Source organism: Vallitalea okinawensis (genome assembly GCF_002964605.1).
GTDB classification, from domain to species: domain Bacteria; phylum Bacillota; class Clostridia; order Lachnospirales; family PQDH01; genus Vallitalea_A; species Vallitalea_A okinawensis.
This window is the reverse complement of sequence record NZ_PQDH01000009.1, coordinates 14,739-38,909: the sequence shown is the minus strand read 5'-3', so window position 1 is coordinate 38,909 and position 24,171 is coordinate 14,739. Positions and strand designations below refer to the sequence as shown.

The following is a 24,171-nucleotide window of genomic DNA, read 5'->3' as shown; positions in this document are numbered from 1 at the left end:
TGGAGAGGATGACTCATGTCATCCTCTCTCAGTAAATAAAACAGTAAATAGATTTACATTAAGATTACTAAAAAACATTCAATATAAATAGAGAGGTATTAAAAAATGCAAAGCTATTATGAGAGAATATTAAGAGACAGCGAAAAACGAGTTGAGTATTTATTATATAGTCAGATACTTGATACCGATAGTCAAGACTATGGAGCTGTAGTTATCAGTAACAGATATGTTGAACCCAAAAGTACATTAAATGCTGTAGCGGAGGGAATAGCTTTATACCTTAATGAAAAAAGTCAATATTATCATCAATTAAAGTTAGAAGAGAGTATCAAACGAGGGTTAAATTATGCAAGAAGAATGCAAAGAGAAAACGGTCTCTTTGACTTAATCGACTGTAATTTTTATTCTGCTCCTGACACTGCTTTCTGCATCAAAGGTCTGATTCCTGTGTACCGATTATTGGTAAAGGCTAATGCATTGCAAGAGGTAAGAGAACTTCTATATCAAATCATTGTAGATGGAGCTAAAGGCATGTTAGAAGGTGGTTTTCATACACCTAATCACAGATGGGCTATCGCATCTATGTTGCTAACTGTCTACAATATGACTGGTGAAGATTCATTCAAGATAGAGGCAAAGAAATACCTCAATGAAGGAATTGACTGTAATGCTTATGGAGAATATGCTGAGCGGTCAAGTGGTGGCTATAACGTTATTAATAATGGAGCCTTGATAACCATTAGCGAGGAGCTTAATGATCCACAGTATTTAGAATATGTAAAAAGAAATTTGCAGATGATGTTAGCCTACATCGAGCCCGATGGCAGCGTATTTACGAATAATTCAACAAGGCAAGATAAAGGGCGAGTTGTCTATCCAAGTAATTACTTTTACCACTATTTGTATATGGGTAGTAAGCTAGGAATAGGAGAGTTTTTAAAGATGGCGGCCTTTATCTTTAAAGGGATTCTAGATAGAGGAGATATGGCACCTAGCTGTCTAAGTTATCTCATGCTTAACGAAGACTTGCGCCATGTAGAGTTGGGAGAAAAAGAAGAGTTAGCATCTTATCGTCGCTACTTTGATGAATCAGGTGTTGTAAGAGTGAGAAATAAAGATACAAGTTATAGCCTAGTTGCTGATTCTAATGATTTTCTATTTTTTCAACAAGGCAATATCCGTGTGGCTTTTAAGCTTTCTGCTTCTTATTTTGCAACAAGAGCTTTTAAGGCAATGGAGTTAAAGGACACGGGTGATGGTTTCAAAATGAACTATTCATCCAATGGGTGGTACTATAGACCATTCGACGAAGCGCCTCCAACAACTGATTGGTGGCAGATGGATCATGACAAAAGAGAATTAATAAGAAGTAAGGATTTAAACATTCAAATAGATGTAAAAGAGGTAGCAGGTGGAATTGATTTAGTCATTAAAGCTGATGGTTGTGATCGTCTACCTTATAGTTTGGAAATGGCTGTCATCAATGGTGATACAGTAGAAAATAATGGATTTGCTTGTCAAGCCAAGAGTGAGCAATATGTTATTGCCAAGAGTGGGGATGTATTGATTAAGAATGGTATTCAGAGTATTTCCATCGGACCAGCCTTTGGTGCTCATCAATTTGTTGAAGGAAAGAACGATGCAGCACTGAGGGATAGAAATGCTTTTTATCTGTATTTCACTGATTTTACTGAAAGCGAAAGAATTATTCATATTAGAGGATTCAAAGGATTGAAAGTTGGTATTTGAAATGCGTAAATTCAATGACTTAAGTTTTTCGACATCATGGAACTGGAGAAATGCATGGCATAAGAATTATACAGGTAGAGATGTTTTAGAGGAGATTATTGGCTTAGGTTTTAATAAAGCCGAGCTTAATTATAAAATTACAAAAGAAATATTAAAGTCCATGTATCCAATAATAGAATCAGGTGAGGTAGAAGTAACCAGTTTACATAATGTCTTTCCTTATACCCAAGACCAACGTTTAGATACAGACTCCATTTTCTTTGCTTATGATGATGAAGAGTTGAGAAGTAAGGCAGTTCATGCCACCATCAATACCATAGATCATGCCCATCAATTAGGTGCTAAAGCTGTGGTTACGCATATTGCAACAACACCAAGAGAATTGATGGTGTACGATAGGCAATTAAAAGAGCTGTATAGACAAGGAAAAAGAAAATCTGAAGATTATCATGTTTTATTTAAAGAGATGGTACTTACTCGTGATAAGACCATGAATCAGAACATGAAGTCTATTATATATTGTATGGAGTTATTATTAAATCATATAGAAAAAAAGAATTATAAGATTATCTTAGGTATAGAAAACCGAGCGATGTGTTATCAAATTCCCTCATATAATGAAGCTAAGTATATTATCGACCATTTGAATTCCGATCGTTTAGGGTTTTGGTTAGATACAGGACATAGTGTCATGATGGAGAATTTGGGCTTGCATAATAGAGATGAGCTCTACCAGCTTCAAGATAAAATAGTAGGTGTCCATATCCATGATGCAATAGGTGTCAATGATCATTTTGCACCCTACATGAAGAGTGATTGCATAGATGAATTTCTACCTATTATAAAAAATGTGGAACTGAAAGTATTAGAATTAGGCTGCAAGAATAGTAAAGAAGACATCATCAAAGGAACCAGTATCCTTTATGATAAATTAATGAGGTGATGGAAGTGGACAAGAGTCATGTATTGAAAACGGCAGAAAAAGTTATCAACCGATTAATAAGTCCTGTGTCAGATGATAATGATCATATGGACATTAACTTATGGGAATGGCCCCAAGGTGTAGCCATGTATGGGTTATATAAGTTTTATACCTATACAGGAGAAAATAAATACTTGCAATATATGATCAATTGGTATGATGAGCAAATAGAAAAAGGACTACCCATCCGTAACATAAATACAACAGCCCCATTATTAACATTAGCTCATATCTATGAAATAACAGGCGAAGAGAAATACCTGGAGATATGCAAGAATTGGGCACACTGGGTATACAATGACTTACCTCGTACTGAGGAAGGTGGATTTCAGCATGTCACGACTCATTTAGAAAATAAAGAACAGTTATGGGCGGATACCTTATTTATGACGGTACTTTTCTTAGGCAAGATGGGGAAGTTGCTTGATAATAAGGATTATATTGAAGAAGCCATTCACCAAGCTCTTATTCATATTAAATACATGTATGATAAAAAAACAAGTTTATGGTATCATGGGTGGAGTTTTGATGGACGTCATAATTTTGGTGAAGTTTTCTGGGCACGAGGAAATTGTTGGTTCACAGCTGGAGCTGTTGAACTCATTGATATTTTAGAGTTAGAAGGTGCTAATAAAGATTATATTCTCAATACCTTGAGGGCACAGATTAAAGAGTTGGATCGTCACCAAGATGAAAGTGGGTTATGGCATACGATTATAAATGACCCAACGACCTACTTAGAAGCCTCTGCAACAGCTGGGTTCAGTTATGGTATTTTAAGAGCGCTACAATTAGGCTATATTGATAACCGATATAATGAGATAGTAAACAGGGCTTTAAAGGGACTATTGGATTGTGTGGATGAAGACGGCATCGTCAATCAGGTGTCTTATGGAACAGCTATAGGGATGAATGACCAACATTATAAAGAAATAGAGATTTGTCCAACAGCCTATGGACAAGGTTTGCTCTTTTTATTTCTTGTAGAAGTAGTTAATTCACTCAAAGGAGAATAGTGATGGTTACACAATATGCGCCCATTACGTTAATACCAGACTTCAATACTCATAATAATTGAAAGGAAATGTGAAGACCCTGTACATATAGAAAAGTATGAGGGTCTTTTCATAATACTGAGGTATATTTGGTAAAAATCTGCGGATGTTAGGAAAACTTAGATTCAGGTACATGAGAAAGTTGTTTATATCTATAATGGAAATAGGATGAGAATACAGTTAGAGGAGTTGTTAGTTATGGACAAAATAAGAAAATGGCATTATACATGTAAAGCAGAAAAAATGGTCAATAAATTAAAAGAAAAACATTACGATGCTTATCTAGCCAATGATTTAAATGAGGCAAAAAAGATCGTTAATGATATCATACCAGAGGAAGCATCAATTGCCCTCGGTGGTTCAATAACATTAAATGAAATGGGATTGGTGGAGTTCTTTAGAGAAGGTTCTTATGAATTATATGATCGCTATAATCAACCTTCTTGGCCAGATACAGTAGAGTGTATGCGCCAATCCATGTTAGCTGATTATCTTGTTACTGGGACTAATGCAATAACAAAGAATGGTGAATTAATCAATAATGATTGTACTGGTAATCGAGTAGCAGGTATGATTTTTGGTCCTAAAGAAGTAGTTATTATTGCAGGGGTTAACAAAATTGTACCTACTATTGAAGATGGATTCAAAAGACTTAAGGATATTGCCCCCCTTAATGTAAAGAGGATTGGGCATAAAACACCTTGTATAGAATCAGGTGAATGTGAAGACTGTCAAATACCAGATCGTATGTGTAACTATACAACAATTATTCACCATGGAATGAAATTTAAAAACCGTATACATATTATAATGGTTGCTGACGAAGTAGGTTACTAAAAGCTTCAGTATCTATCAATAGGGGAAAGAAAGAGGATGAGTGCATATTCATTCTCTTTCTTTGTATAAATATACTTTCTTTAGTCTAGACACTTGACATTAAGGGTGAAATTAAAGAAAAACAAGGTAATGTTGCAAAATTAATATAAATATTTATAAGCATTTTGCATAAATATTATTAATATACATGCCGTATTTGCATGAAATGAATAAATATACGTAAATTTTAAAATAACTATTGAATTAATATTCATTTATATGTATAATAATACAAAACTACTTATTTGGGGAGGAAATAAATTATGAAAAAGAGTATGTTATCATTCATTATATTAATAATAGGATTATTTACATTAGCAGGGTGCTCAGCAACCAATGCATCAGTAGAAGAGAAAGAGACAGTGGTAGAAAAAGAAGCTGAGAAAAAGGAAGAGAAAACTAATGAAGATGAAGTAACCACAATTGTGATGGGAACTAATGCAGAATTTGCACCCTTTGAATACATGTCAGGAAATAAAGTCGTTGGTTTTGATATAGATATCTCAGAAGCCATTGCTAGTACAATTGATAAAGAACTTGTCATTGAGAACATGGCCTTTGATTCTTTGATTCCAGCATTACAAGCAGGAAAAGTTGATTTTGTAGCTGCAGGCTTAACAGTAACAGAAGAAAGAAAGCAACATGTTGATTTCTCTGATCCATATTTTGTATCTACACAGGTGATCATTAAGTTAGCAGATAATACGGAGATCAATGGTCCGGATGATTTAGTTAATAAAAAAATAGGTGCACAGATTGGTACAACTGGTGAAATGTTAGCTAAAGATATTGAAGGATCAGACGTTCAAAGTTTTAATGCTGGGTATGCAGCGGTTATGGACTTAATGAATGGTAAGGTAGATGCAGTGGTTATCGATCAAGAACCTGCTAAAAAACTTATTGCTAATAATGAGGGGACAGTTATTCTTGATGAAGCGCTATCTCATGAAGAATATGCTATTGCAGTACCTAAAGGAAATGAAGAACTGTTAAAAGCAGTTAACGATACATTAAAAACTATTAAAGAAGACGGAACTTATGATGAGTTTTACAATCAATATTTTAAAGATGCAAGTGTAGAATAAGTATTAGAAATTGAGGTGGGGAAATGGACATCTATGTGACAATAATGGAATGGTTTGAAAACTTCTATCAGGTGGTTCTAGGACCAGAACCTATGGGAGGATATCCAAGGTATATGTACTGGGTAGAGGGGACAATTTTCACATTGGAGTTAACCTTCTTAGCATTAATCATTGGACTAGTAATAGGTATCGTTGTAGCTTTATGTAAGCTTTCTAAGCATAAGTTGCTACGCTTCCTTGCTACCCTCTATACAGATATTATTCGTGGAACGCCTGCGATGATACAAATCATGTTCATCTACTTAGTGGTATTTGCAAGTTCTAGCTTGCCAAAGCTGCTCATAGGTGCCATAGCTTTCGGAATTAATAGTGGCGCTTACGTAGCTGAGATTATCCGTGCAGGTATACAAGGAATCGATAAGGGGCAGATGGAGGCAGCTAGATCTCTTGGTATGGGACACGTAATGACCATGCGATTGATCATCATTCCTCAAGCTGTTACTAAGATTCTACCTACACTAGTAAGTGAATTTATTGTCTTATTAAAAGAGACAGCAGTAATTGGCTTTATAGCAGGATTTGATATTACGAGAGTAGCCAATACCATCATCTCTCAAACCTATTCAGCAACAGAACCATTATTGATGGCAGCCTTCATATACTTATGCCTCACTACAATATTTACAACGATTATGCGTCAAGTTGAAAGGAGGTTAAGAGCCAGTGATTGCCGTTAAGAATTTGCATAAAAAATTTAATGAGCTACATGTCTTAAAAGGCATCAATAACTCCATTGAAAAGGGGGAGGTTGTGGTCGTCATTGGTCCAAGTGGATCAGGAAAGAGTACTTTTCTTAGATGTCTTAACCTCCTTGAAGAACCAACAGATGGACAGATCATCTTTGAAGGAACGGATATAACCAGTAAAAAAATAAACATTAATAGTCATCGTCAGAAAATGGGTATGGTCTTTCAACACTTTAATCTATTCCCCCATAAGAAGGTGTTGGATAATATCACTATAGGTCCAATGAAAGTGAAAAAAATATCGAAAGAGCAGGCAGAGAAAGAAGCTATGGAGCTACTCGAAAGAGTTGGGTTAGAAGATAAAGCAACAGCTTATCCTAAACAGCTTTCAGGTGGACAAAAACAACGTATAGCCATTGTTAGAGCTTTAGCCATGAAACCGGATGTGATGCTCTTTGATGAACCCACCTCAGCATTAGATCCAGAAATGGTTGGTGAAGTTTTAGAGGTTATGAAGCAACTCGGTAACGAAGGTATGACCATGGTAGTAGTAACCCATGAGATGGGTTTTGCTAAAGAAGTAGCTTCACGAGTATTGTTCATGGATGAAGGAATTATCGCAGAAGAGGGAACACCTGAACAAATCTTCGATAATCCACAACATCCACGAACAAAAGAATTCTTAAGTAAGGTCTTATAATTTCATATATATTATTTTCTTCAGAGAGGCTAGGATTTTCCTAGCCTCAGGCTATTGATAAAATCAAGGGTCTTTCGAATAATGATCTTGACACCCTACCTACTAGTATGATAAAATTTAAATATGGAAAATAGAAAACAAGAGATTATAGAAGTAGCATTAAAATTAATTAAGAAATATGGCTATGATAGTTTTAGTTATAAAGACTTATCAGAGATCATTGGCATAACAAAGGCAACATTGCATCACCATTATCCCAAAAAAGAACAATTGGGAGTGGCAGTATGTGAACAACTGGTACGTAATGGCTTCTCTATGTATAAGGAGTCCTTAGGATATGATGATGCAAGAGAACGGCTGAATTATTGGATTGATGCATTATTATTGGAAGTTGACGAAGAAGCCAATTGTCCGATTTCATCTTTACAGTCACAAATCAATAGTATTCCTGATTCAATGGCAAATATCTTAATCGAGATCAATAGAGCAGAGAGAAAATCTATTATTGATACATTAATTTTAGGAATTGAACAGGGTTATTTTCTTGTAGAGGATGTTGAAGGTACAGCAGAGCTTATTTTATATGCCATAAAAGGTGCAGTTTTGTACCAATTAGCAAGTAAGGAAAGTCATAAAGAGAAAGTAAAAGAAGTTATATTCAGTATTTTAGACAAATCATAAGTAGCCTTTAAGGTTACTTATATTTTACACAATAACCTACCTACTACTATGAATGATAAAAGAGCATTTCTAATGATAATTACTAAGATATCACGGGAGGTAAAAAATGGAGAGTATTTTAACTAGAAAGTCAGTACGGACTTTCTCGGGAGAAAGTTTAACAGAAAAGGAAGTCAATCTAATCAATAAGTATATTTCTAAAAGAGAAAACTTGATAGGTCCAAATGGTAATAAAACCAGGATTATATTAAAAGAGACACATGGTAAACTAAATGGGAAAATAGGGACATATGGCGTGATTAGTAAAGCACCTGCATTCTTAATAGCCATCTGTAAAAATGAAAAAGATAGTTTACTGGATTGTGGATTTGTATTTGAAAATCTTGTACTATATTTAGAAAGTTATGGTCTAGGTACTTGTTGGTTGGGTGCTACATTTAAAAGAGAAGAATTGGCTATCAGTCAAAAGTTAGAATCCGATGAGTTTATTCCTATCATAAGCCCGGTAGGAAAGGCTGCTAGAAGACAAGGACTCAAAGAAAAAGCCTTTAGAAAAATGGTTGAAGGAGATAAGCGTAAGGACTTTGATGACCTATTCTACAAATATGATTTTACAAATAAGATGAATGATCCTAGATCTAAAAATCATTTAGAAATGGTTAGACTTGCACCAAGTGCATCGAATAAGCAGCCATGGCGAGTTATTATGAATGATGAAGGAACTGCACATTTCTATTTAGAAAGAACACCGGGTTATGATGGTTTAAAAGCAGGCTATGATATTCAAATGTTGGATATGGGAATAGCAATATCCCATTACGTAATGTCCAGTGGTAAGAGTAATTACGTTGTAGAGAATCCGCAAATATCTCCTCTAAGCGAGTTAACAGAATATGTTTGTAGTATAAGATAGAAAAATAACCTTTTATCTACAGTCTGAGGCTAGGATTTTCCTAGCCTCTTTTTGTACATAAACTGGTTAGACGGCATGTACAAGAAAAACAGAGAAATATTAGTGAATATGCTAAGCGATTTAAAAGTAAATGAGCAATCTGTTAAAATCAAGTCATAACTTTATAATATATTGTTAATAATTGTATAAATAAGGCTTGTATGCTTTAAAAACTTGTTAAAACATGGTATCCTATGTAAGATGGAAAACTGCATTAAATCATGAAAAAGGGTTCATTCTGAAGGGTAAGAATTTAACAATTTATTCATATTCTATTCATGATTATTAAGTAAAATAAAGAAAGATTAGAGAATGGGAGGTATACGCTTGATAGAGGTCAGAGGTTTAACAAAAAAATATGGAGAGCATGTGGCTCTTAACAATGTGAATTTTAACATAGAAAAAGGAGAAATCGTTGGTTTCTTAGGTCCTAATGGAGCGGGTAAATCTACATCTATGAACATCTTAACAGGTTACATTTCTGCTACTGATGGAGAGGCGATGATTGATGGGATTGATATCTTAGAGAATCCTATTGAAGCTAAGAAGAAGATTGGTTACTTACCGGAGCAACCACCGCTTTATTTTGATATGACAGTAGATGAGTACATTGACTTTGTTTGTGCTTTAAAGAAGGTACCCAAAAAAGAGGTTGAAGAAAATAAAAAGCGTATATATAAACTAGTTAAAATCCAAGATGTCCGCGGGCGACTGATTAAAAACTTGTCAAAGGGTTATAAACAAAGAGTTGGTTTGGCACAAGCTCTTGTTGGCAATCCAGAGGTGTTAATTCTTGACGAGCCAACTGTAGGTTTGGATCCAAAACAAATTATTGAAATTCGTACTTTAGTAAGAGAATTAGGTAAAGAACATACAGTTATTTTAAGCTCACATATTCTTTCTGAAGTAAGTGCTGTATGCGACCGTGTCATTATCATTAATAAAGGAAAAATTGTTGCTAGTGATACACCAGAAAACTTATCACGCATTATTAACCAAGTGAATCGTTTATCTTTAAGAATTGTTGGACCAAAAACGGATGTGCTTAAATCAATTAAAGAAATTCCTGGTGTTAAATATGCTGAAATTGATCGTATTTCTGAAAAAGGATCTGTTGACATCGTTGTGGAAGGCGAAGATGAAATCGATATTCGTATTCCAATTTTTAATGTGTGTAAAGAAAAAGACTATCCTATTATAATGATGAAATCTTTAGATGTATCTCTAGAAGATATCTTCTTAGAAGTAACAGGTCAAAAGAAAGCAGGTGAAGCGTATGTTAGCGATCTTCAATAAAGAATTAAAATCATACTTTAAATCACCAATTGCTTATGGTTTTATAGCATTTTTCTTGGTGATGTTTGGTTTTTATTTTTTTATGATTAATATCTTTTATAGTGAACCAGATTATACTTATGTATTGGCTAATATCACTACCATTCTATTATTAGGTGTCCCCTTACTAACCATGCGACTATTATCAGAAGAAAAGAGAATGAAAACAGATCAGTTGATATTAACAGCACCTATCAATACCTCTGGTTATGTTTTGGGTAAATTCTTAGCAGCCTTAACATTGTTTATTATACCAACAGTAATAACTTTTTTACATCCATTAGCATTAAGCACTTTTGGTACGTTACCATGGGCGAAAATTATAGGTGCTTATTTTGGAATGATTCTATTAGGCGCTACATTCATTTCAATTGGTTTATATATTTCAGCATTAACTGAAAATCAAGTTGTTTCAGCTATAGCAACCTTTGCAGTATTTATGCTAATGCTATATATAGATAATTTCAAACAAATTGCTCCGGCTGATGTTACATCTTCAGTTATATTCTTAGCAATTCTTATAATAGCTATTGGAGCATTTATTTATAACTCAACAAAAAATAAGATTGTAGCAGGTCTTATTAGTGTACTAGGTCTAGCTAGTATTGCAGTTGGTTATTTTATCAAGCCAACAATTTATGAAGGAATCATTGTTAACTTCCTTGATTGGTTCTCTCTTATTAACCGCTATAGTAGTGGTTTTTATATGGGGATTTTGGACTTTAGCACAGTTGTATACTACATTTCATTCACTACTATCTTTGTATTCTTAACAATTCAAGTTGTTGAGAAAAGAAGATGGAGCTAAGGGGGTTAAAGCAATGAGTAAGGAAAATAAGATAAAATCAGAGAATAAAGGCTCTTTTAAATCTAAAAAATTAAGATACGGTGGCTATTCAGCAGTTGTTTCGTTTATATTGATTGCTATCTTAATCGTTGTCAATTTGGTTGTATCTGAATTGAACTTAACATTTGATTTAACACCAAATAGCATATTCTCTATTTCTGATACAACTGAAACGTTGTTAGAAAATAATGAAGATCCAATAACCGTCTATGCCTTATATGAAGCTGGAGGCGAAGATGAGACGATTATGAATATCTTAAAAGATTATGAAAAAGCAAGTAATTACATTAATGTTCAAAGCATTGATCCGGTCTTAAATCCAAACTTTGTTGAACAGTATAAGACTGGTCCGGATGAAATGATTCAAACTGGAAGTTTAATTGTTGTGAATGAAAATGCACCTACTCGTTTTAGGGTAGTATCTCCTTACGATATGTATGCATATAACCAATACACACAACAACAAACTTTGGATGCAGAACAAGCTATAACTTCTGCAATAGATTACGTTATAAAAGAAGAATTACCAATGGTCTATGTGGTAAGTGGACATAATGAAAGCTCATTGTCCTATAGTTTGACAGAGCAATTGAAATCACAGAACTATGAGTCAAAGGAAGTTAATCTTCTAACAGATGAGATCGAAGCAGCTGAAGATAATATCATAGTGATTAATTCACCTAAATTGGATTTAACTGAAGATGAAACTGTAAAAGTGACGGAGTATATGGAGGCCGGTGGGCGAGCAATTATCTTTGTGGACTTTAACACACCGGATATGCCGAACTTCAATAGTATTCTAAAACGTTACGGTTTAGCTGTTGATTCAGGTGTAATCGTAGAAGGTGATAAATCTCATATGATGGGATACTATGCAAATATTTTATTACCAAATTTAGAATCACATGATATTACAGATGGCTTAGCAGCTAATGATCTTAACGTAGTTATTCCGCAGGCAGCTGCTATTCGTGAACTTGATCAGAAGAAAAGTCAAACAGATGTAACACCCCTTTTAACAACGACAAAAGATGCTTACTTAAAAGCTGACCCTAATTCTCAAACTGTTGAGATGGAAGAAGGGGATGTGCCAGGACCATTTAATGTTGCTGTGGCAGTTACTGAAGATAACTATAATGATATAGAAAATACCACACTTACATCTAAACTTGTCGTTGTAAGTACTTCAGCTATTATGGAAGATAGTTTAATTGCTTCTACTGGTAACTTAGATTTCCTGATTAATGGAGCTAACTGGTTATCCGATCAAGAAGATAGTATATCTATATTACCAAAAAGTGAAATGCTAGAAAGATTGGTATTAGATCAAACTCAAGCTTTATTATATGCTGGATTCTTTATCATACTATTACCACTTATAGTTATCGTATACGGTATAAGCGTATGGTTAAGGAGGAGACATCTATAATGAATCGTTCAAAGAAGTTAGTTATTTGGGTAGTCGTATTAGTATTACTTTGCGGTTCTTTATTTGCAGTGACTTACTACAATGATAATAAGAAGGAAGAAGAGATACCGGTTAAAGAAGAAGCCATTATGATATCCGAGATAGCAAAAGAAGATATTACCAAGATAGCTTTAAAGAATAACAATGGTGAATTTGATTTTGTAAAGGTTGATGAGAATGAATGGTCTATTACAGGTTATGAAGACTACGAGATGAAAACCTACTTGGTATCTAACTTTGAAAGTATGTTTACTTCCTTAAGAGCAGATCGCCTTATTGAGGAAATAGGAGATGAAACGGATTTATCAAAATATGGTTTAGCGGATCCTTTTGCTACTATTAAGGCAACTTTAGTAGATGGAACGGCAAAAACTTTATCTATAGGTAATAAAACTCCAGAAGGATATGCTTATTATGCCATGATGGAAGAGGATCCTACTGTCTACACGGTATCAAATAATTATGGTAGATTTGCAAGTTATGATATCAGTGATTTGAGAGATGATAAAGTTGTAAATGTAGATCCAACTGCATTAGCATATTTATATATCGATTTAAAAGATCATGACACCATTGAGATTACTTTAGAGGATAATCCTGACACATATTCCACCCATAAAATGATTCAGCCTTATAATGAACCTAAATCAGTAGACTCCTATGGCTTTGAAGAAGTGGTTATTCCTAATTTCCCTACAGTTAGTATTGATATGTATGTGGATGATAACCCTACAGATTTAGGGAAATACGGATTAGATGATCCCAACTTAACCTTTAAAGCTGAAAGCTTACCAGATCAACAAGGTAATGTTTTACGCATGGATTACCAGTTTGGTGATACTTATAAGGAAGAAGATGTGGAATTCATTTATTTTAAACCATCTGATAAGAACGTTATTTACGGTATGAGGTATAATGAGTTACTTGAGAAAGTAGTATTTGATCCATTTGACCTTACAGACTCACTGATTTATATTGTGAATATTTTAGAAGTAGATCAAATTATTGTTTCTGGTATGTCTGAGGAGTATGTCCTTGAGATGGAAAGAGAGTACAATACGGTTAAGAAAGATGACGGAAAGGAAGAAGAGGAAGTAACAGAGACTTTCTACCTTGCTGGTAATGTCATTGAAGATGAAGCCTTTAGAGATATCTATCAATTAGTCATTGGTCTTACTGCAGATTTTGACGTAAGAGAAGAGCTAGATCTAAGCGATAGTGAGAAAGTAACCCTTCAATATAACTTAGCTGATGGCACTCAAAAATTTGTAGAGTACTATACTTATCCAGAGGATAATAACTTCTATGTAACCAAAATGGAAGAAGGCTTATACTATGCGGTGTCTGCTGATGAAGTAGAATTCATGTTTGAAATGCTTAATGCAGTAGCTGAAGGTGAATGGCCTATAGAAGAATAAAATGAATGTTTTTAGGAATAGTCTAGTTGATAGGCTATTCTTTTTTTGGAATAGGAAAGTTCGAGTTTTGCTCGCAAGGTACCGTACTTTCCTATTTCAGTTTTAACGTGGCGTTAGCCACTTTTGTACTGTCTTTGTATAGTGATAGAACTTGACGTGATCATTGTATTGGAAGGTAAAAGTACATGATTTTATAAAAAATGTCCATGGTAACGGATCAAAAATGTAGAGTACAATGTAAACAATATAATATCATTTGCAAAGGGGGATAATAATGAAAAATGTAATGAGTAAAGGTGAATTTTTTTTCACCGAAGGTCCATTTAAGGAAACATGGGATTCATTGAAACAATATAAGTGTCCTGACTGGTTTAGGGATGCCAAATTTGGGATGTGGGCACATTGGGGACCACAGGCTGTTCCTGGGGAAGGTGACTGGTATGCGAGGAATATGTATATTGAGGGAAGTGAGCAATATAAATATCATTGTAAAAACTATGGCCATCCTTCAGAATTTGGCTATAAGGATATTGTTAAACTATGGAGAGCAGAAAATTTTAATCCATCAGAGATAATCAAACTCTATAAAAGGGCTGGAGCTAAATATTTTATTGCCCTTGCAGTTCACCATGATAACTTTGATTGTTGGGACTCTACATATCATAAATGGAACTCAGTTAATATGGGTCCAGAAAATGATATTGTAGGTATGTGGAAAGAGGCAGCATTAGAAGAAGGTTTGCATTTTGGTGTAACTGTTCATCATGAGAGATCCTATAGTTGGTTTAATACGAATAAGGGATCTGATAGGGATGGGAAGTATGCTATGGTACCTTATGATGGCAATGACAGGAGATATTCAGAGCTTTATTATGAAAATCATCCTGATAGAAGTATGTCTTATCCAGTTAACCCATCCTATGAATTTGTTTGGAACTGGTATGCAAGAATATATGATATCGTTGAAAAATATAGTCCAGACTTATTGTATACCGACGGAGGAGTACCCTTTGGTGATATTGGAAGAAAGATGATAGCCAACTTATATAACGCAAGCATAAAACATAATGGTTCACTTGAAACTGTATATAACCTTAAAAATTTTGTGCAAAGTGATGCAAAGAGTGGTCACTATCATGGCGAATATGAAGAGGGTATTGGGGTACAGGATTTAGAAAGAGGTGTAATAAGTGATATCAAAGATGTTCCATGGCAGACGGATACATGTTTAGGCGGTTGGTATTATAATAGACATCAGTCTTATAAAACAGCTGAACAGGTTATACATATGTTGGTTGATATCGTTAGTAAGAACGGTAATCTTCTACTTAATGTTCCTCTAAGAGCTGATGGAACAATTGATGAAACAAGTATGCATGTTATTGAAGGTATATCGGAATGGATGGCGATTAATGGTGAAGCTATTTATGAAACGCGACCATGGATAACCTTTGGTGAAGGTGAAATCATGTCATCAGGTGGTTCTTTTAATGAAGATAAGATAAACTATACTGCTAAAGACTTTAGATTTACTAAAAAGGGTAATCTTCTGTACGCAATTAATCTTGCATGGGCTGAAGGCGGGTATACAACCATTCAATCATTATCATCAGAGGGAATAGAAGTAGAGAAGGTGGAATTACTCGGCTGTAATGAAACTATCATTTGGTCCCAAGATAGTGAAGAGATTAAAATTCAAGTTCCAGAGAAAAAGCCTTGTGACATTGCATACGTTTATAAGCTTACCTTAAAGAATTAAAAAATAGACCACTGATTTGATTCAGTGGTCTAATATAGTTCACGAATTAACGAGTACGGAACTAAAGTTCATTATGACTTTAATGTATGAAAGTGGATGAATTATTATGCGTAAATTGTCAGACGATTTTTAAATTTATTAATTTTGGTTTTAAAACAATAAATACAGTTTATACACATGTGGGACCGGTAAAATAGCTTTTAAAAATGGGTTATACACAAACTTATACACATTATCCACATAAAATTATTTTTATGAAGTGGATAAATATTATAAAATATATGAGTTATCCACAGAGTGAATGAGTGTTTAAAGTATAACCGAGATGAATTAATATTAAATTTAAAGTATATTTATTCATTTGTTAACATTCTTTTAACTTTATTTAAAATTAAAAAAGTTAGAAGGATTTTTTTAAAACATGGAGAATATAATATATATAACAAATTAAAATATTGTTATACCACATCTTAAGTCACACCAATTTTTTTAATAATACCAAATATTCAAAATATTTCTCCTATTATAAGTGGTAAGGGAGATAAAAGGGAGTTGGTTTCATGCGTTTTATTATTACTGGTAGAAATATTGATGTAACGAAAGCTCTTAGAGAGAAAGTAGAGTCAAAACTAAGTCGATTAGATAAACTTTTTGTGGATGACACAGAAGTATACGTAACAATGAGTGTTGAAAAATTACGCCATATATTAGAAGTAACAATACCGATTAAAGGCTCCGTCATTCGAGCAGAAGTCCAATCAGAAGATATGTATACTGCTATAGATGAAGTTGTTGATGTGGTTGAGCGTCAATTGGTTAAACATAAAAAGAAATTAAATAATAGACATAAAGTGGATAGTCCTTTCAAAGAGAATTTAAATTTCCTTATTACAGATGTTGAAGAAGAAGAGGAAATGAAAATAGTTAGAAGTAAGCGTTTTGCATTAAAACCTATGTATCCAGAAGATGCTTGCCTTGAAATGGAATTATTAGGCCATGATTTCTTTGTATTTAGAAATGGAGACACTGGAGAAGTTAACGTCGTTTATAAGAGAAAGAAACAAGGAACATATGGATTAATTGAACCAGAATTTTAAAATACGATGATAAGAGAATAATATAAACAGTAAGGGCGGTTGTTTAAAAGCAACTGCCCTTATTATTTATAAACTTACTAAAATAGGCGTAGTTTCTACAATCTCATAAAATACATATGTATATATTTCTAGTTGTATTTATTTATCTTAGTTGATAAGATAAACTCTGTATGTTAATGAAAAAGACATAATAAAGACATAACTATCTGTTATAATTGATTTAAGAATTTTTCTATAAAAAAGTACAAAATGATGTTATAATAAAGAGTAATATTAAAATAAAGAATAAGAAGAGTTATTTATATAGAGGTGACACGATGAGGAAAGAAAAACATTCTGGCTTCACCAGAGTATTTTTTCTTGCAACAGGACTTCTGATGTTATTGTTCTCTATTCAGAGTATAACCCAAGAAGATTTCTTAATGGTTTATAAGAACATGAGAGAGAAGATGGTGATCAAACAGCTTGATGAGTTAGTGAGACATCTTGAAGAAGGGTTATTTACAGAAGAAGATTTACTAGATGGTTTTAAGTTCTTCTCCAACAAGGAGGAGATCATTAAAGCTCTTGCAGTGCTACAAGAATACAAAGAAGCCGTTGCAAAAGAAGAGGGAATACAGCTTGCTGCAAAGCCGATGTTGTATAAAAGGTTAGAACTAACAAAATCCAATTCATTAATACCAATTGTTAATGAAACAAGAGTTGTGGTTCCTAATATTGATGAAAACCATGAGCAGAATGTACAAATGCCTGTTTCGGATACTCATATACTTCAATTACTCACAGATATGAGTAAAAAGAAGTTGCAAATACGAGACCAAGCAAGGTGGTATGAAGAGGCTTAATAAGGCCTGCAATGACGCGGTTTTTGAGTAAAGCCGCGCTACTTGAATAGTAACTATATAAATGGTAAAATTAATTGATAAAGGGAAGATAGCCACATAATGCTTGAAAAGGCTATTAGGAATAAAATATTGGTAGGTGACTATTGTGATAGAGTTTTTAGAAAAAATATTTGGAACACATAGTGAAAGAGAATTGAAGCAAGTTAACCCTGTGGTTGACCATATTGAAAGTTTAGAGCCGGAAATGGAAAAACTTTCAGATGAACAATTGAAAGCAAAAACTACAGAGTTTAAAGGAAGATTAGCAAAAGGTGAAACTATAGATGATTTAATGCCAGAAGCATATGCTGTTGTTCGTGAAGCAGCTAAGAGAGTTTTAGGGTTACGTGCTTATCGTGTACAGTTAATCTGTGGAGTAGTACTTCATCAGGGACGTGTAGCGGAAATGAAAACAGGTGAAGGTAAAACCCTTGTATCTGCTTTACCTGCATACCTCAATGGTCTTGTTGGCGAAGGGGTACACGTTGTAACAGTCAATGACTATTTAGCACATCGTGATTCAGAAGAGATGGGACAAGTGCATAGGTTCCTTGGTTTAAATGTAGGTTGTATTCTTCACGATATGGACAATGATGAGAGAAGAGAAGCTTACGGTTGTGATATTACCTATGGTACAAACAATGAGTTTGGTTTTGACTATTTAAGAGATAACATGGTTATTTATAAAAAAGAAATGGTTCAAAGAGATTTGAGATTTGCGATTATCGATGAGGCTGACTCTGTTTTAATTGATGAAGCTCGTACACCATTGATAATTTCCGGTAGTTCAGGTAAGTCGACTAAACTCTATAAAGCAGCTGATATGTTAGCTATGCGAATGAAAAAGGGTCAAATCATAGGTGACCAATCAAAGTTAGCGCAAATTATGCAAGAAGAGGTGCAAGAAGAAGGCGACTTCGTTATTGATGAGAAAGCTAAATCAGTTACATTAACGGCTGAGGGTGTTAAGAAAGTTGAACAATTCTTTGGACTTGAGAACTTAGCAGATCCAGAGAATATGGAGATTCAACATCACATGACAATTGCTCTTAAAGCTAGAAATCTTATGCATCGTGATCAAGATTATGTTATTAATGAAGGAGAAATCGTAATAGTTGATGGTTTTACTGGTCGTTTAATGCCAGGACGTCGTTACTCAGAAGGGTTACATCAAGCCATTGAAGCAAAAGAGAGTGTTGAAGTTCAAAGAGAAAGTAAAACATTGGCGACTATTACATTCCAGAACTATTTTAATAAATATGAGAAAAAAGCAGGTATGACGGGTACAGCTTTAACAGAGGAAGAGGAGTTTAGACATATTTATGGTATGGACGTTATTGCTATACCAACGAATAAACCTGTTATTCGTAAAGACCACTCGGATGTTGTCTATCAAACAAGAGCTGCTAAATTCAATGCTGTTGTGGAAGAAATTAAAACTTCTAATGAAAAGCAACAACCTGTTCTTGTAGGGACAATTACTATTGATGATTCTGAAGAGTTAAGTAAGATGCTGAAGCGTAAAGGTGTTAAGCATCAGGTTCTTAATGCTAAGTATCATGAAAGGGAAGCTGAAATCGTAGCTCAAGCAGGCCAACCAGGTGCTGTTACTATTGCTACAAATATGGCAGGTCGTGGTACGGATATTAAATTAGGTGAAGGTGTTATTGAAGCAGGAGGACTTAAAATTATTGGTACAGAAAGGCATGAATCTAGACGTATCGATAATCAGTTAAGAGGTCGTGCAGGTCGTCAAGGAGATCCAGGTGAATCAAGATTCTATATCTCCTTAGATGATGATCTTATGCGTTTATTCGGTTCAGATAGAATGAAGGGTATCGTTGAATCCATGGGACTTCCAGAGGATGAACCTGTAGAGCATAAAATGCTTTCAAGAGCCATTGAGAATGCACAGAAGAAAGTTGAAGGTAACAACTTCTCTATAAGAAAACGTTTATTAGATTTTGATAAAGTAATGAATGATCAAAGAGAGGTTATCTATTCTGAGCGTCGTAAGGTATTAGAAGGTGAAGATCTTCGCGATACGATAATGGGTATGATTGATAGCATTGTTGATTCTACTATCACTATGTATACAGGTGAAGAGAAGTATGCAGATAATTGGGATTTTGTTAGTTTAAAAGAACATTTACTATCTATTATTCCACTTGAAGAAATTGATATTACTGATGAAGAAAAAGAAACGATCACAAAAGAAGAGCTTAAGGATAGAATCTTAAAAGAGGCTAACAAGCTTTATGAGGAAAAAGAAACGGAAATTGGCGCTGAACAAATGCGTGAAATAGAGCGGGTTATCCTTCTTCGTGTTATTGATAAAAAGTGGATGGATCACATTGATAACATGGATCAAATGCGTCAAGGTATTGGTTTACAAGCTTATGGTCAAAGAGATCCGTTAGTAGAGTATCAATTTGTTGGCTTTGATATGTTTGATGAAATGAGTGAGCACATTAAAGAAGATACAGTAAAGGGTCTTTACCATGTACGAGTTGCTCATCAACCTCAAAGAGAACGGGTTGCTAAGGTTACTTCAACAAATCGTGGTGATGATACGACAAGTAAGCGTCAGCCTAAAAAGAGAGTGGAACCTAAAGTAGGTCGAAATGATCCTTGTACTTGTGGTAGTGGTAAGAAGTATAAGCATTGCTGTGGTAGAGGAGAGTAAGAAACTAGGCTTGAATAAATGCGTTAATAATGGTAAAATTAATTATTAAGAAAGCTATAATAACCTATAGAGAGGGAACTTTCTATAGGTTATTGTTTTATAGTGCAGGAAGTATATTAATTTCCTTATAGAGAGGGTGTCAATGATGTTAATTTTAGAACAGCTTAAAAGCGATCTATTAAAATATCAAGGTAAAGTGGATGAAATGAGTGTTTCACTTTGACCCAGCTGGTGTAGCAGCAAGGCTTAGTGATTTAGAAGCAATGACAATGGAACAGGATTTTTGGAATCAACCAGAAAATTCTCAAAAGGTTTTGCAAGAGATCAAGAGTTTAAAAGATAAGCAAGAAAGTTTAAGAAAGCTAAAGTCTTTGTACGAAGATACCGAAACATTAATTGAGATGGCTTTTGAAGATGATGATGAAGAATTGGTTTCTGAAGCAAAAGAGAACCTGGCAGCTTTTATTAGCTTTTATGAAGAGTTACGCATTAAAACGTTGCTATCTGGTGAATATGATGCCAATAATGCTATCTTAACACTGCATTCAGGAGCAGGTGGTACAGAGGCCTGTGATTGGGTGGAAATGTTATTACGGATGTATACCAGATGGGCTGAAAGGCGTGGATTTAAGGTTGAAGTTCTCGATTATCTAGCAGGAGAAGAGGCTGGTGTTAAATCAGTTACGATTCAAATAAATGGTGAAAACGCTTATGGGTATGCCAAAGCTGAAAAGGGCGTTCATCGTTTAGTAAGAATATCTCCTTTTGATTCTTCTGGTAGACGTCATACATCTTTTGCATCCTTAGACGTTATGCCTGAAATAACTGAAGATATTGATATTGATATCAATGATGATGACTTACGGATTGATACCTACCGTGCAAGCGGTGCTGGTGGACAACATGTTAATAAGACAGATTCTGCTATCCGAATTACCCATTTACCAACTAATATTGTGGTACAATGTCAAAATGAACGCTCACAACGACAAAATAAAGAGCGTGCTATGCGTATGCTAAAAGCAAAACTTTATGAATTAAAACAAGCAGAGCAAATGAGTAAGTTAGAAGAAGTAAGAGGTGAAGTGAAAGAGATAGGGTGGGGTAGTCAAATTAGATCCTATGTTTTTCATCCTTACAATATGGTTAAAGACCATCGTACCAGTGAAGAAGTGGGTAATGTGAATGCTGTTATGGATGGGAACATTGATAATTTCATTAATGCTTACCTCATTTATCTGCAATCTTTAAATAACAAGTAATAACCAATGATTAAGAATTAGAATCGATATATCGCAATGATTATTGTTATGACTTGCGATATATATTCCTATAACTAAAAAAATGCTTTAGCGAGGAGGAAAAATATGGCGACACAACAAGTAGTATTTCGTTTAGATAATGAGTCATACGGCGTGGCAATTATGAAAGTATATGGTATTGAAAAGTTTCAAGAAATTCTAAAAATACCCAATACGCCAACTTATATTGAAGGGGTCATTAATCTTAGAGGTGAAGTCTTACCTATTTACAACTTAAGAAAGAAATTTAATCTTGAAGAAAAAGCTGTTGATGGTGAAACGAAGATCATCATCACTAAAGCTAATGATATGCAGGTTGGTTTCATTGTAGACTCTGTATCTGAAATCATTAATATTGAAGATGATGTAATTGAAGAAGCTCCTAAAATTATAACAGGCATTGAACGCAAGTACATAAGAAGTATAGCAAAAGTCAATGAAAGAATGATCATTCTTCTTGATATTGATCTAATTCTTTCAGAAGAAGAACTAGAGGCTGCTAAAGAAGCTGCTGTATCAACAATGTAAACTGAATAATATTAAATATGAAGACGCTATAAGAATGTATTAAAGACTTGTAGCGTCTTTTTGCTATCTTATAGGAAAGCCGTATAATTCAATCAATTAAACTGTTAATTGAGACTATGGAAATTTCCTAACGACACAAACTTCTTTAAAGATAATGTAGCGGAGATACTTTTGCTCAATAGATGTATAAATAATTGTAGAAAGAAGATGCTACGTACTAATATCAATTTAAATTGTATTAAATTCTGAAATTTGTTGAAAATTCATTCGATATATGATATAGTTTATCTTAAAAATACAGATGTTTATGACAGGGAAACAGGTGATGTTATATGACGGACAAGACTAAATACTATATTGTGGAATACAGTGCTTTACCAGAAGTATTCCTTAAAGTTGTAGAGGCGAAAAAATTAATTGAATCCCAACAAGCTTTAACAGTGCAGGAAGCTGTAGATATGGTTGGAATTAGTAGGAGTTCATTTTATAAGTATAAGGATACGATTTCCCCTTTTTATGAATACAGTCGAGGGAAAACTATAACTCTTGCTTTAAAATTAGATGATGAGCCAGGTGTATTATCAAAAGTATTAAACAATATTGCTGGATCCAGATGTAATATTTTAACGATTCACCAATCTATACCTATCAATGGTATTGCTGACTTGACCATAAGTATTGAATTAGTGGGTACATCAGAAGATATGAGTGAAATTCTTAGTACTCTAGGAGAGTTAAAAGGCGTTCATAAAATAAAAATTATAGCTAGGGAGTGATTCGTGTGGTAAACATAGCGGTTTTAGGTTACGGTACAGTTGGGTCTGGTGTAGTAGAAGTATTGAAGACCAACTTAGATAGTATCAGTAAAAGAGCAGGTAAAGAGATTAAAGTTAAATATATTTTAGATATACGTCAATTTGATGATGAAGAGATTAATGGTATTTTAACAAATAATATAGAAAATATTTTAGAAGATGATGATGTTAAGGTTATTGTTGAAGTAATGGGTGGCGTTGAGCCAGCGTATACCTATGTTAAACGTGCTTTAGAAAGTGGAAAATCAGTCGTTACATCCAATAAGGAATTAGTAGCAAAACATGGTGCTGAGTTGTTAAGATTGGCTCGTGAGAAAAACATTAACTTCCTATTTGAAGCAAGTGTTGGTGGAGGTATCCCTATTATTCGTCCACTTAATCAGTCATTAACTGCTGATGAGATTTTTGAAATAACAGGTATTCTCAATGGAACAACCAACTATATCTTATCTAAAATGAAATCTGATGGTATGGATTTTGACACGGTATTGAAGAAAGCTCAAGATAAAGGATATGCAGAGCGGAATCCGGAGGCAGATGTTGAAGGTCACGATGCTTGTAGGAAAATAGCCATTTTATCTTCTCTTGCATATGGACGCCATGTAGATTATGAAGATATCTATACAGAAGGAATAACAAAAATAAGTCAAGAAGATATAGCATATGCTAAAGAGTTAGATCATGAAATCAAATTACTGGCTACAAGTAAAAAGGTAGACGATCATATCTACGCGCGAGTTTGCCCAATGTTGTTAGATTCAGAACATCCATTAGCTACAGTTAATGGTGTATTTAATGCCATATTTGTTAAAGGTAATGTCATAGGCGATGTTATGTTTTATGGTAAGGGTGCTGGAAAGTTACCAACAGCTAGTGCAGTTGTAGCAGACGTGGTAGATGCTGTTAAACATGTAGAGCGAAACATTATGTCTATATGGAGTCGTAAGAAAATGGATTTGATGGAGATAGAAGATGTACCATCTAAGGTTTTTATTCGTGTGGCTTACGATAGCTATGATGATGCCATGGCTACTGTAAAAGAGTTGTTTGATGTAAAACACATCGTCAGATTAGATGAATTAGATGATGAATTTGCTATTACTACTGAACCTATGAAAGAAAAAGAGATGCAGTTACAAGTTGAGAAATTAACTAATAGTAAAGACGTTAAAGAAGTTAGAAACTTTATTCGTATTGAGTCTTAAGA

At 34.2% G+C, this 24,171-nt stretch carries 21 protein-coding genes; all 21 read left to right on the top strand.

From position 1 onward, the window contains the following. Positions 1-105 precede the first annotated feature (105 nt). Complete coding sequence (locus tag C1Y58_RS20330; protein WP_105618242.1) at positions 106-1,749, top strand: hypothetical protein; 1,644 nt, start codon at positions 106-108, stop codon at positions 1,747-1,749. A gap of 1 nt (position 1,750) precedes the next feature. Next, positions 1,751-2,692, top strand: coding sequence for a sugar phosphate isomerase/epimerase family protein (locus C1Y58_RS20325; RefSeq protein ID WP_157950216.1), 942 nt, complete (start codon positions 1,751-1,753; stop codon positions 2,690-2,692). A gap of 5 nt (positions 2,693-2,697) precedes the next feature. Then, positions 2,698-3,747 carry a beta-galactosidase BglB gene (bglB, locus tag C1Y58_RS20320; protein ID WP_242985446.1) on the top strand — a complete coding sequence of 350 codons (1,050 nt, stop codon included), beginning with the start codon at positions 2,698-2,700 and terminating at the stop codon, positions 3,745-3,747. A 237-nt stretch (positions 3,748-3,984) separates the two neighbouring features. Beyond that, positions 3,985-4,623 carry a lactate utilization protein gene (locus C1Y58_RS20315; protein WP_105618236.1) on the top strand — a complete coding sequence of 213 codons (639 nt, stop codon included), beginning with the start codon at positions 3,985-3,987 and terminating at the stop codon, positions 4,621-4,623. A gap of 302 nt (positions 4,624-4,925) precedes the next feature. After that, positions 4,926-5,747, top strand: coding sequence for a basic amino acid ABC transporter substrate-binding protein (locus C1Y58_RS20310; RefSeq protein WP_105618234.1), 822 nt, complete (start codon positions 4,926-4,928; stop codon positions 5,745-5,747). A 23-nt stretch (positions 5,748-5,770) separates the two neighbouring features. After that, on the top strand, positions 5,771-6,484 hold the full coding sequence (locus C1Y58_RS20305; protein ID WP_242985445.1) for an amino acid ABC transporter permease: 714 nt from the start codon (positions 5,771-5,773) through the stop codon (positions 6,482-6,484). Continuing rightward, positions 6,471-7,193, top strand: a complete 723-nt coding sequence (locus tag C1Y58_RS20300; protein WP_105618232.1) for an amino acid ABC transporter ATP-binding protein — start codon at positions 6,471-6,473, stop codon at positions 7,191-7,193. Before C1Y58_RS20305 ends, C1Y58_RS20300 begins: the two co-directional genes overlap by 14 nt. Before the next feature lie 123 nt (positions 7,194-7,316). Then, positions 7,317-7,874: a TetR/AcrR family transcriptional regulator gene (locus C1Y58_RS20295; protein WP_105618230.1), complete on the top strand. Its 558-nt coding sequence runs from the start codon at positions 7,317-7,319 to the stop codon at positions 7,872-7,874. Between the two features lie 106 nt (positions 7,875-7,980). Further along, the gene (locus tag C1Y58_RS20290) at positions 7,981-8,787 is read left to right on the top strand and encodes a nitroreductase family protein (RefSeq protein WP_105618228.1); all 807 of its coding nucleotides are present in this window, start codon (positions 7,981-7,983) and stop codon (positions 8,785-8,787) included. A 366-nt stretch (positions 8,788-9,153) separates the two neighbouring features. After that, positions 9,154-10,122: an ABC transporter ATP-binding protein gene (locus C1Y58_RS20285; RefSeq protein ID WP_105618226.1), complete on the top strand. Its 969-nt coding sequence runs from the start codon at positions 9,154-9,156 to the stop codon at positions 10,120-10,122. After that, entirely contained in the window at positions 10,103-10,969 is an 867-nt protein-coding gene (locus C1Y58_RS20280; RefSeq protein ID WP_105618224.1) for an ABC transporter permease, read from the top strand. The genes C1Y58_RS20285 and C1Y58_RS20280 overlap by 20 nt, the downstream gene beginning before the upstream one ends. A 13-nt stretch (positions 10,970-10,982) precedes the next feature. Next, entirely contained in the window at positions 10,983-12,437 is a 1,455-nt protein-coding gene (locus C1Y58_RS20275; protein WP_105618222.1) for a GldG family protein, read from the top strand. Then, a complete protein-coding gene (locus C1Y58_RS20270) occupies positions 12,437-13,894 on the top strand; it encodes a DUF4340 domain-containing protein (protein ID WP_157950215.1) in 1,458 nt (485 codons plus the stop codon). Before C1Y58_RS20275 ends, C1Y58_RS20270 begins: the two co-directional genes overlap by 1 nt. Before the next feature lie 274 nt (positions 13,895-14,168). Further along, positions 14,169-15,653: an alpha-L-fucosidase gene (locus C1Y58_RS20265; protein ID WP_207655792.1), complete on the top strand. Its 1,485-nt coding sequence runs from the start codon at positions 14,169-14,171 to the stop codon at positions 15,651-15,653. A gap of 560 nt (positions 15,654-16,213) precedes the next feature. Further along, positions 16,214-16,750 (top strand): ribosome hibernation-promoting factor, HPF/YfiA family, encoded by a 537-nt coding sequence (gene hpf, locus C1Y58_RS20260; protein WP_105618219.1) that lies wholly within the window; start codon positions 16,214-16,216, stop codon positions 16,748-16,750. Between the two features lie 317 nt (positions 16,751-17,067). Continuing rightward, positions 17,068-17,595, top strand: coding sequence for a hypothetical protein (locus C1Y58_RS20255; protein ID WP_105618217.1), 528 nt, complete (start codon positions 17,068-17,070; stop codon positions 17,593-17,595). A gap of 148 nt (positions 17,596-17,743) precedes the next feature. Next, positions 17,744-20,320, top strand: coding sequence for a preprotein translocase subunit SecA (gene secA, locus C1Y58_RS20250; RefSeq protein WP_105618552.1), 2,577 nt, complete (start codon positions 17,744-17,746; stop codon positions 20,318-20,320). 145 nt (positions 20,321-20,465) lie between these two features. After that, positions 20,466-21,582, top strand: a protein-coding gene (prfB, locus tag C1Y58_RS20245) for a peptide chain release factor 2 (RefSeq protein ID WP_170311657.1) whose coding sequence is annotated in 2 segments (ribosomal slippage) — positions 20,466-20,540 and positions 20,542-21,582 — 1,116 coding nt in all. Because the reading frame shifts where the segments join, the coding sequence is not laid out codon by codon here. Between the two features lie 105 nt (positions 21,583-21,687). Then, positions 21,688-22,149, top strand: a complete 462-nt coding sequence (locus C1Y58_RS20240; protein ID WP_105618214.1) for a chemotaxis protein CheW — start codon at positions 21,688-21,690, stop codon at positions 22,147-22,149. A 332-nt stretch (positions 22,150-22,481) separates the two neighbouring features. Next, positions 22,482-22,925 (top strand): ACT domain-containing protein, encoded by a 444-nt coding sequence (locus C1Y58_RS20235; RefSeq protein WP_105618212.1) that lies wholly within the window; start codon positions 22,482-22,484, stop codon positions 22,923-22,925. A 5-nt stretch (positions 22,926-22,930) separates the two neighbouring features. Then, positions 22,931-24,169 (top strand): homoserine dehydrogenase, encoded by a 1,239-nt coding sequence (locus C1Y58_RS20230; RefSeq protein WP_105618210.1) that lies wholly within the window; start codon positions 22,931-22,933, stop codon positions 24,167-24,169. Positions 24,170-24,171: the final 2 nt, after the last annotated feature.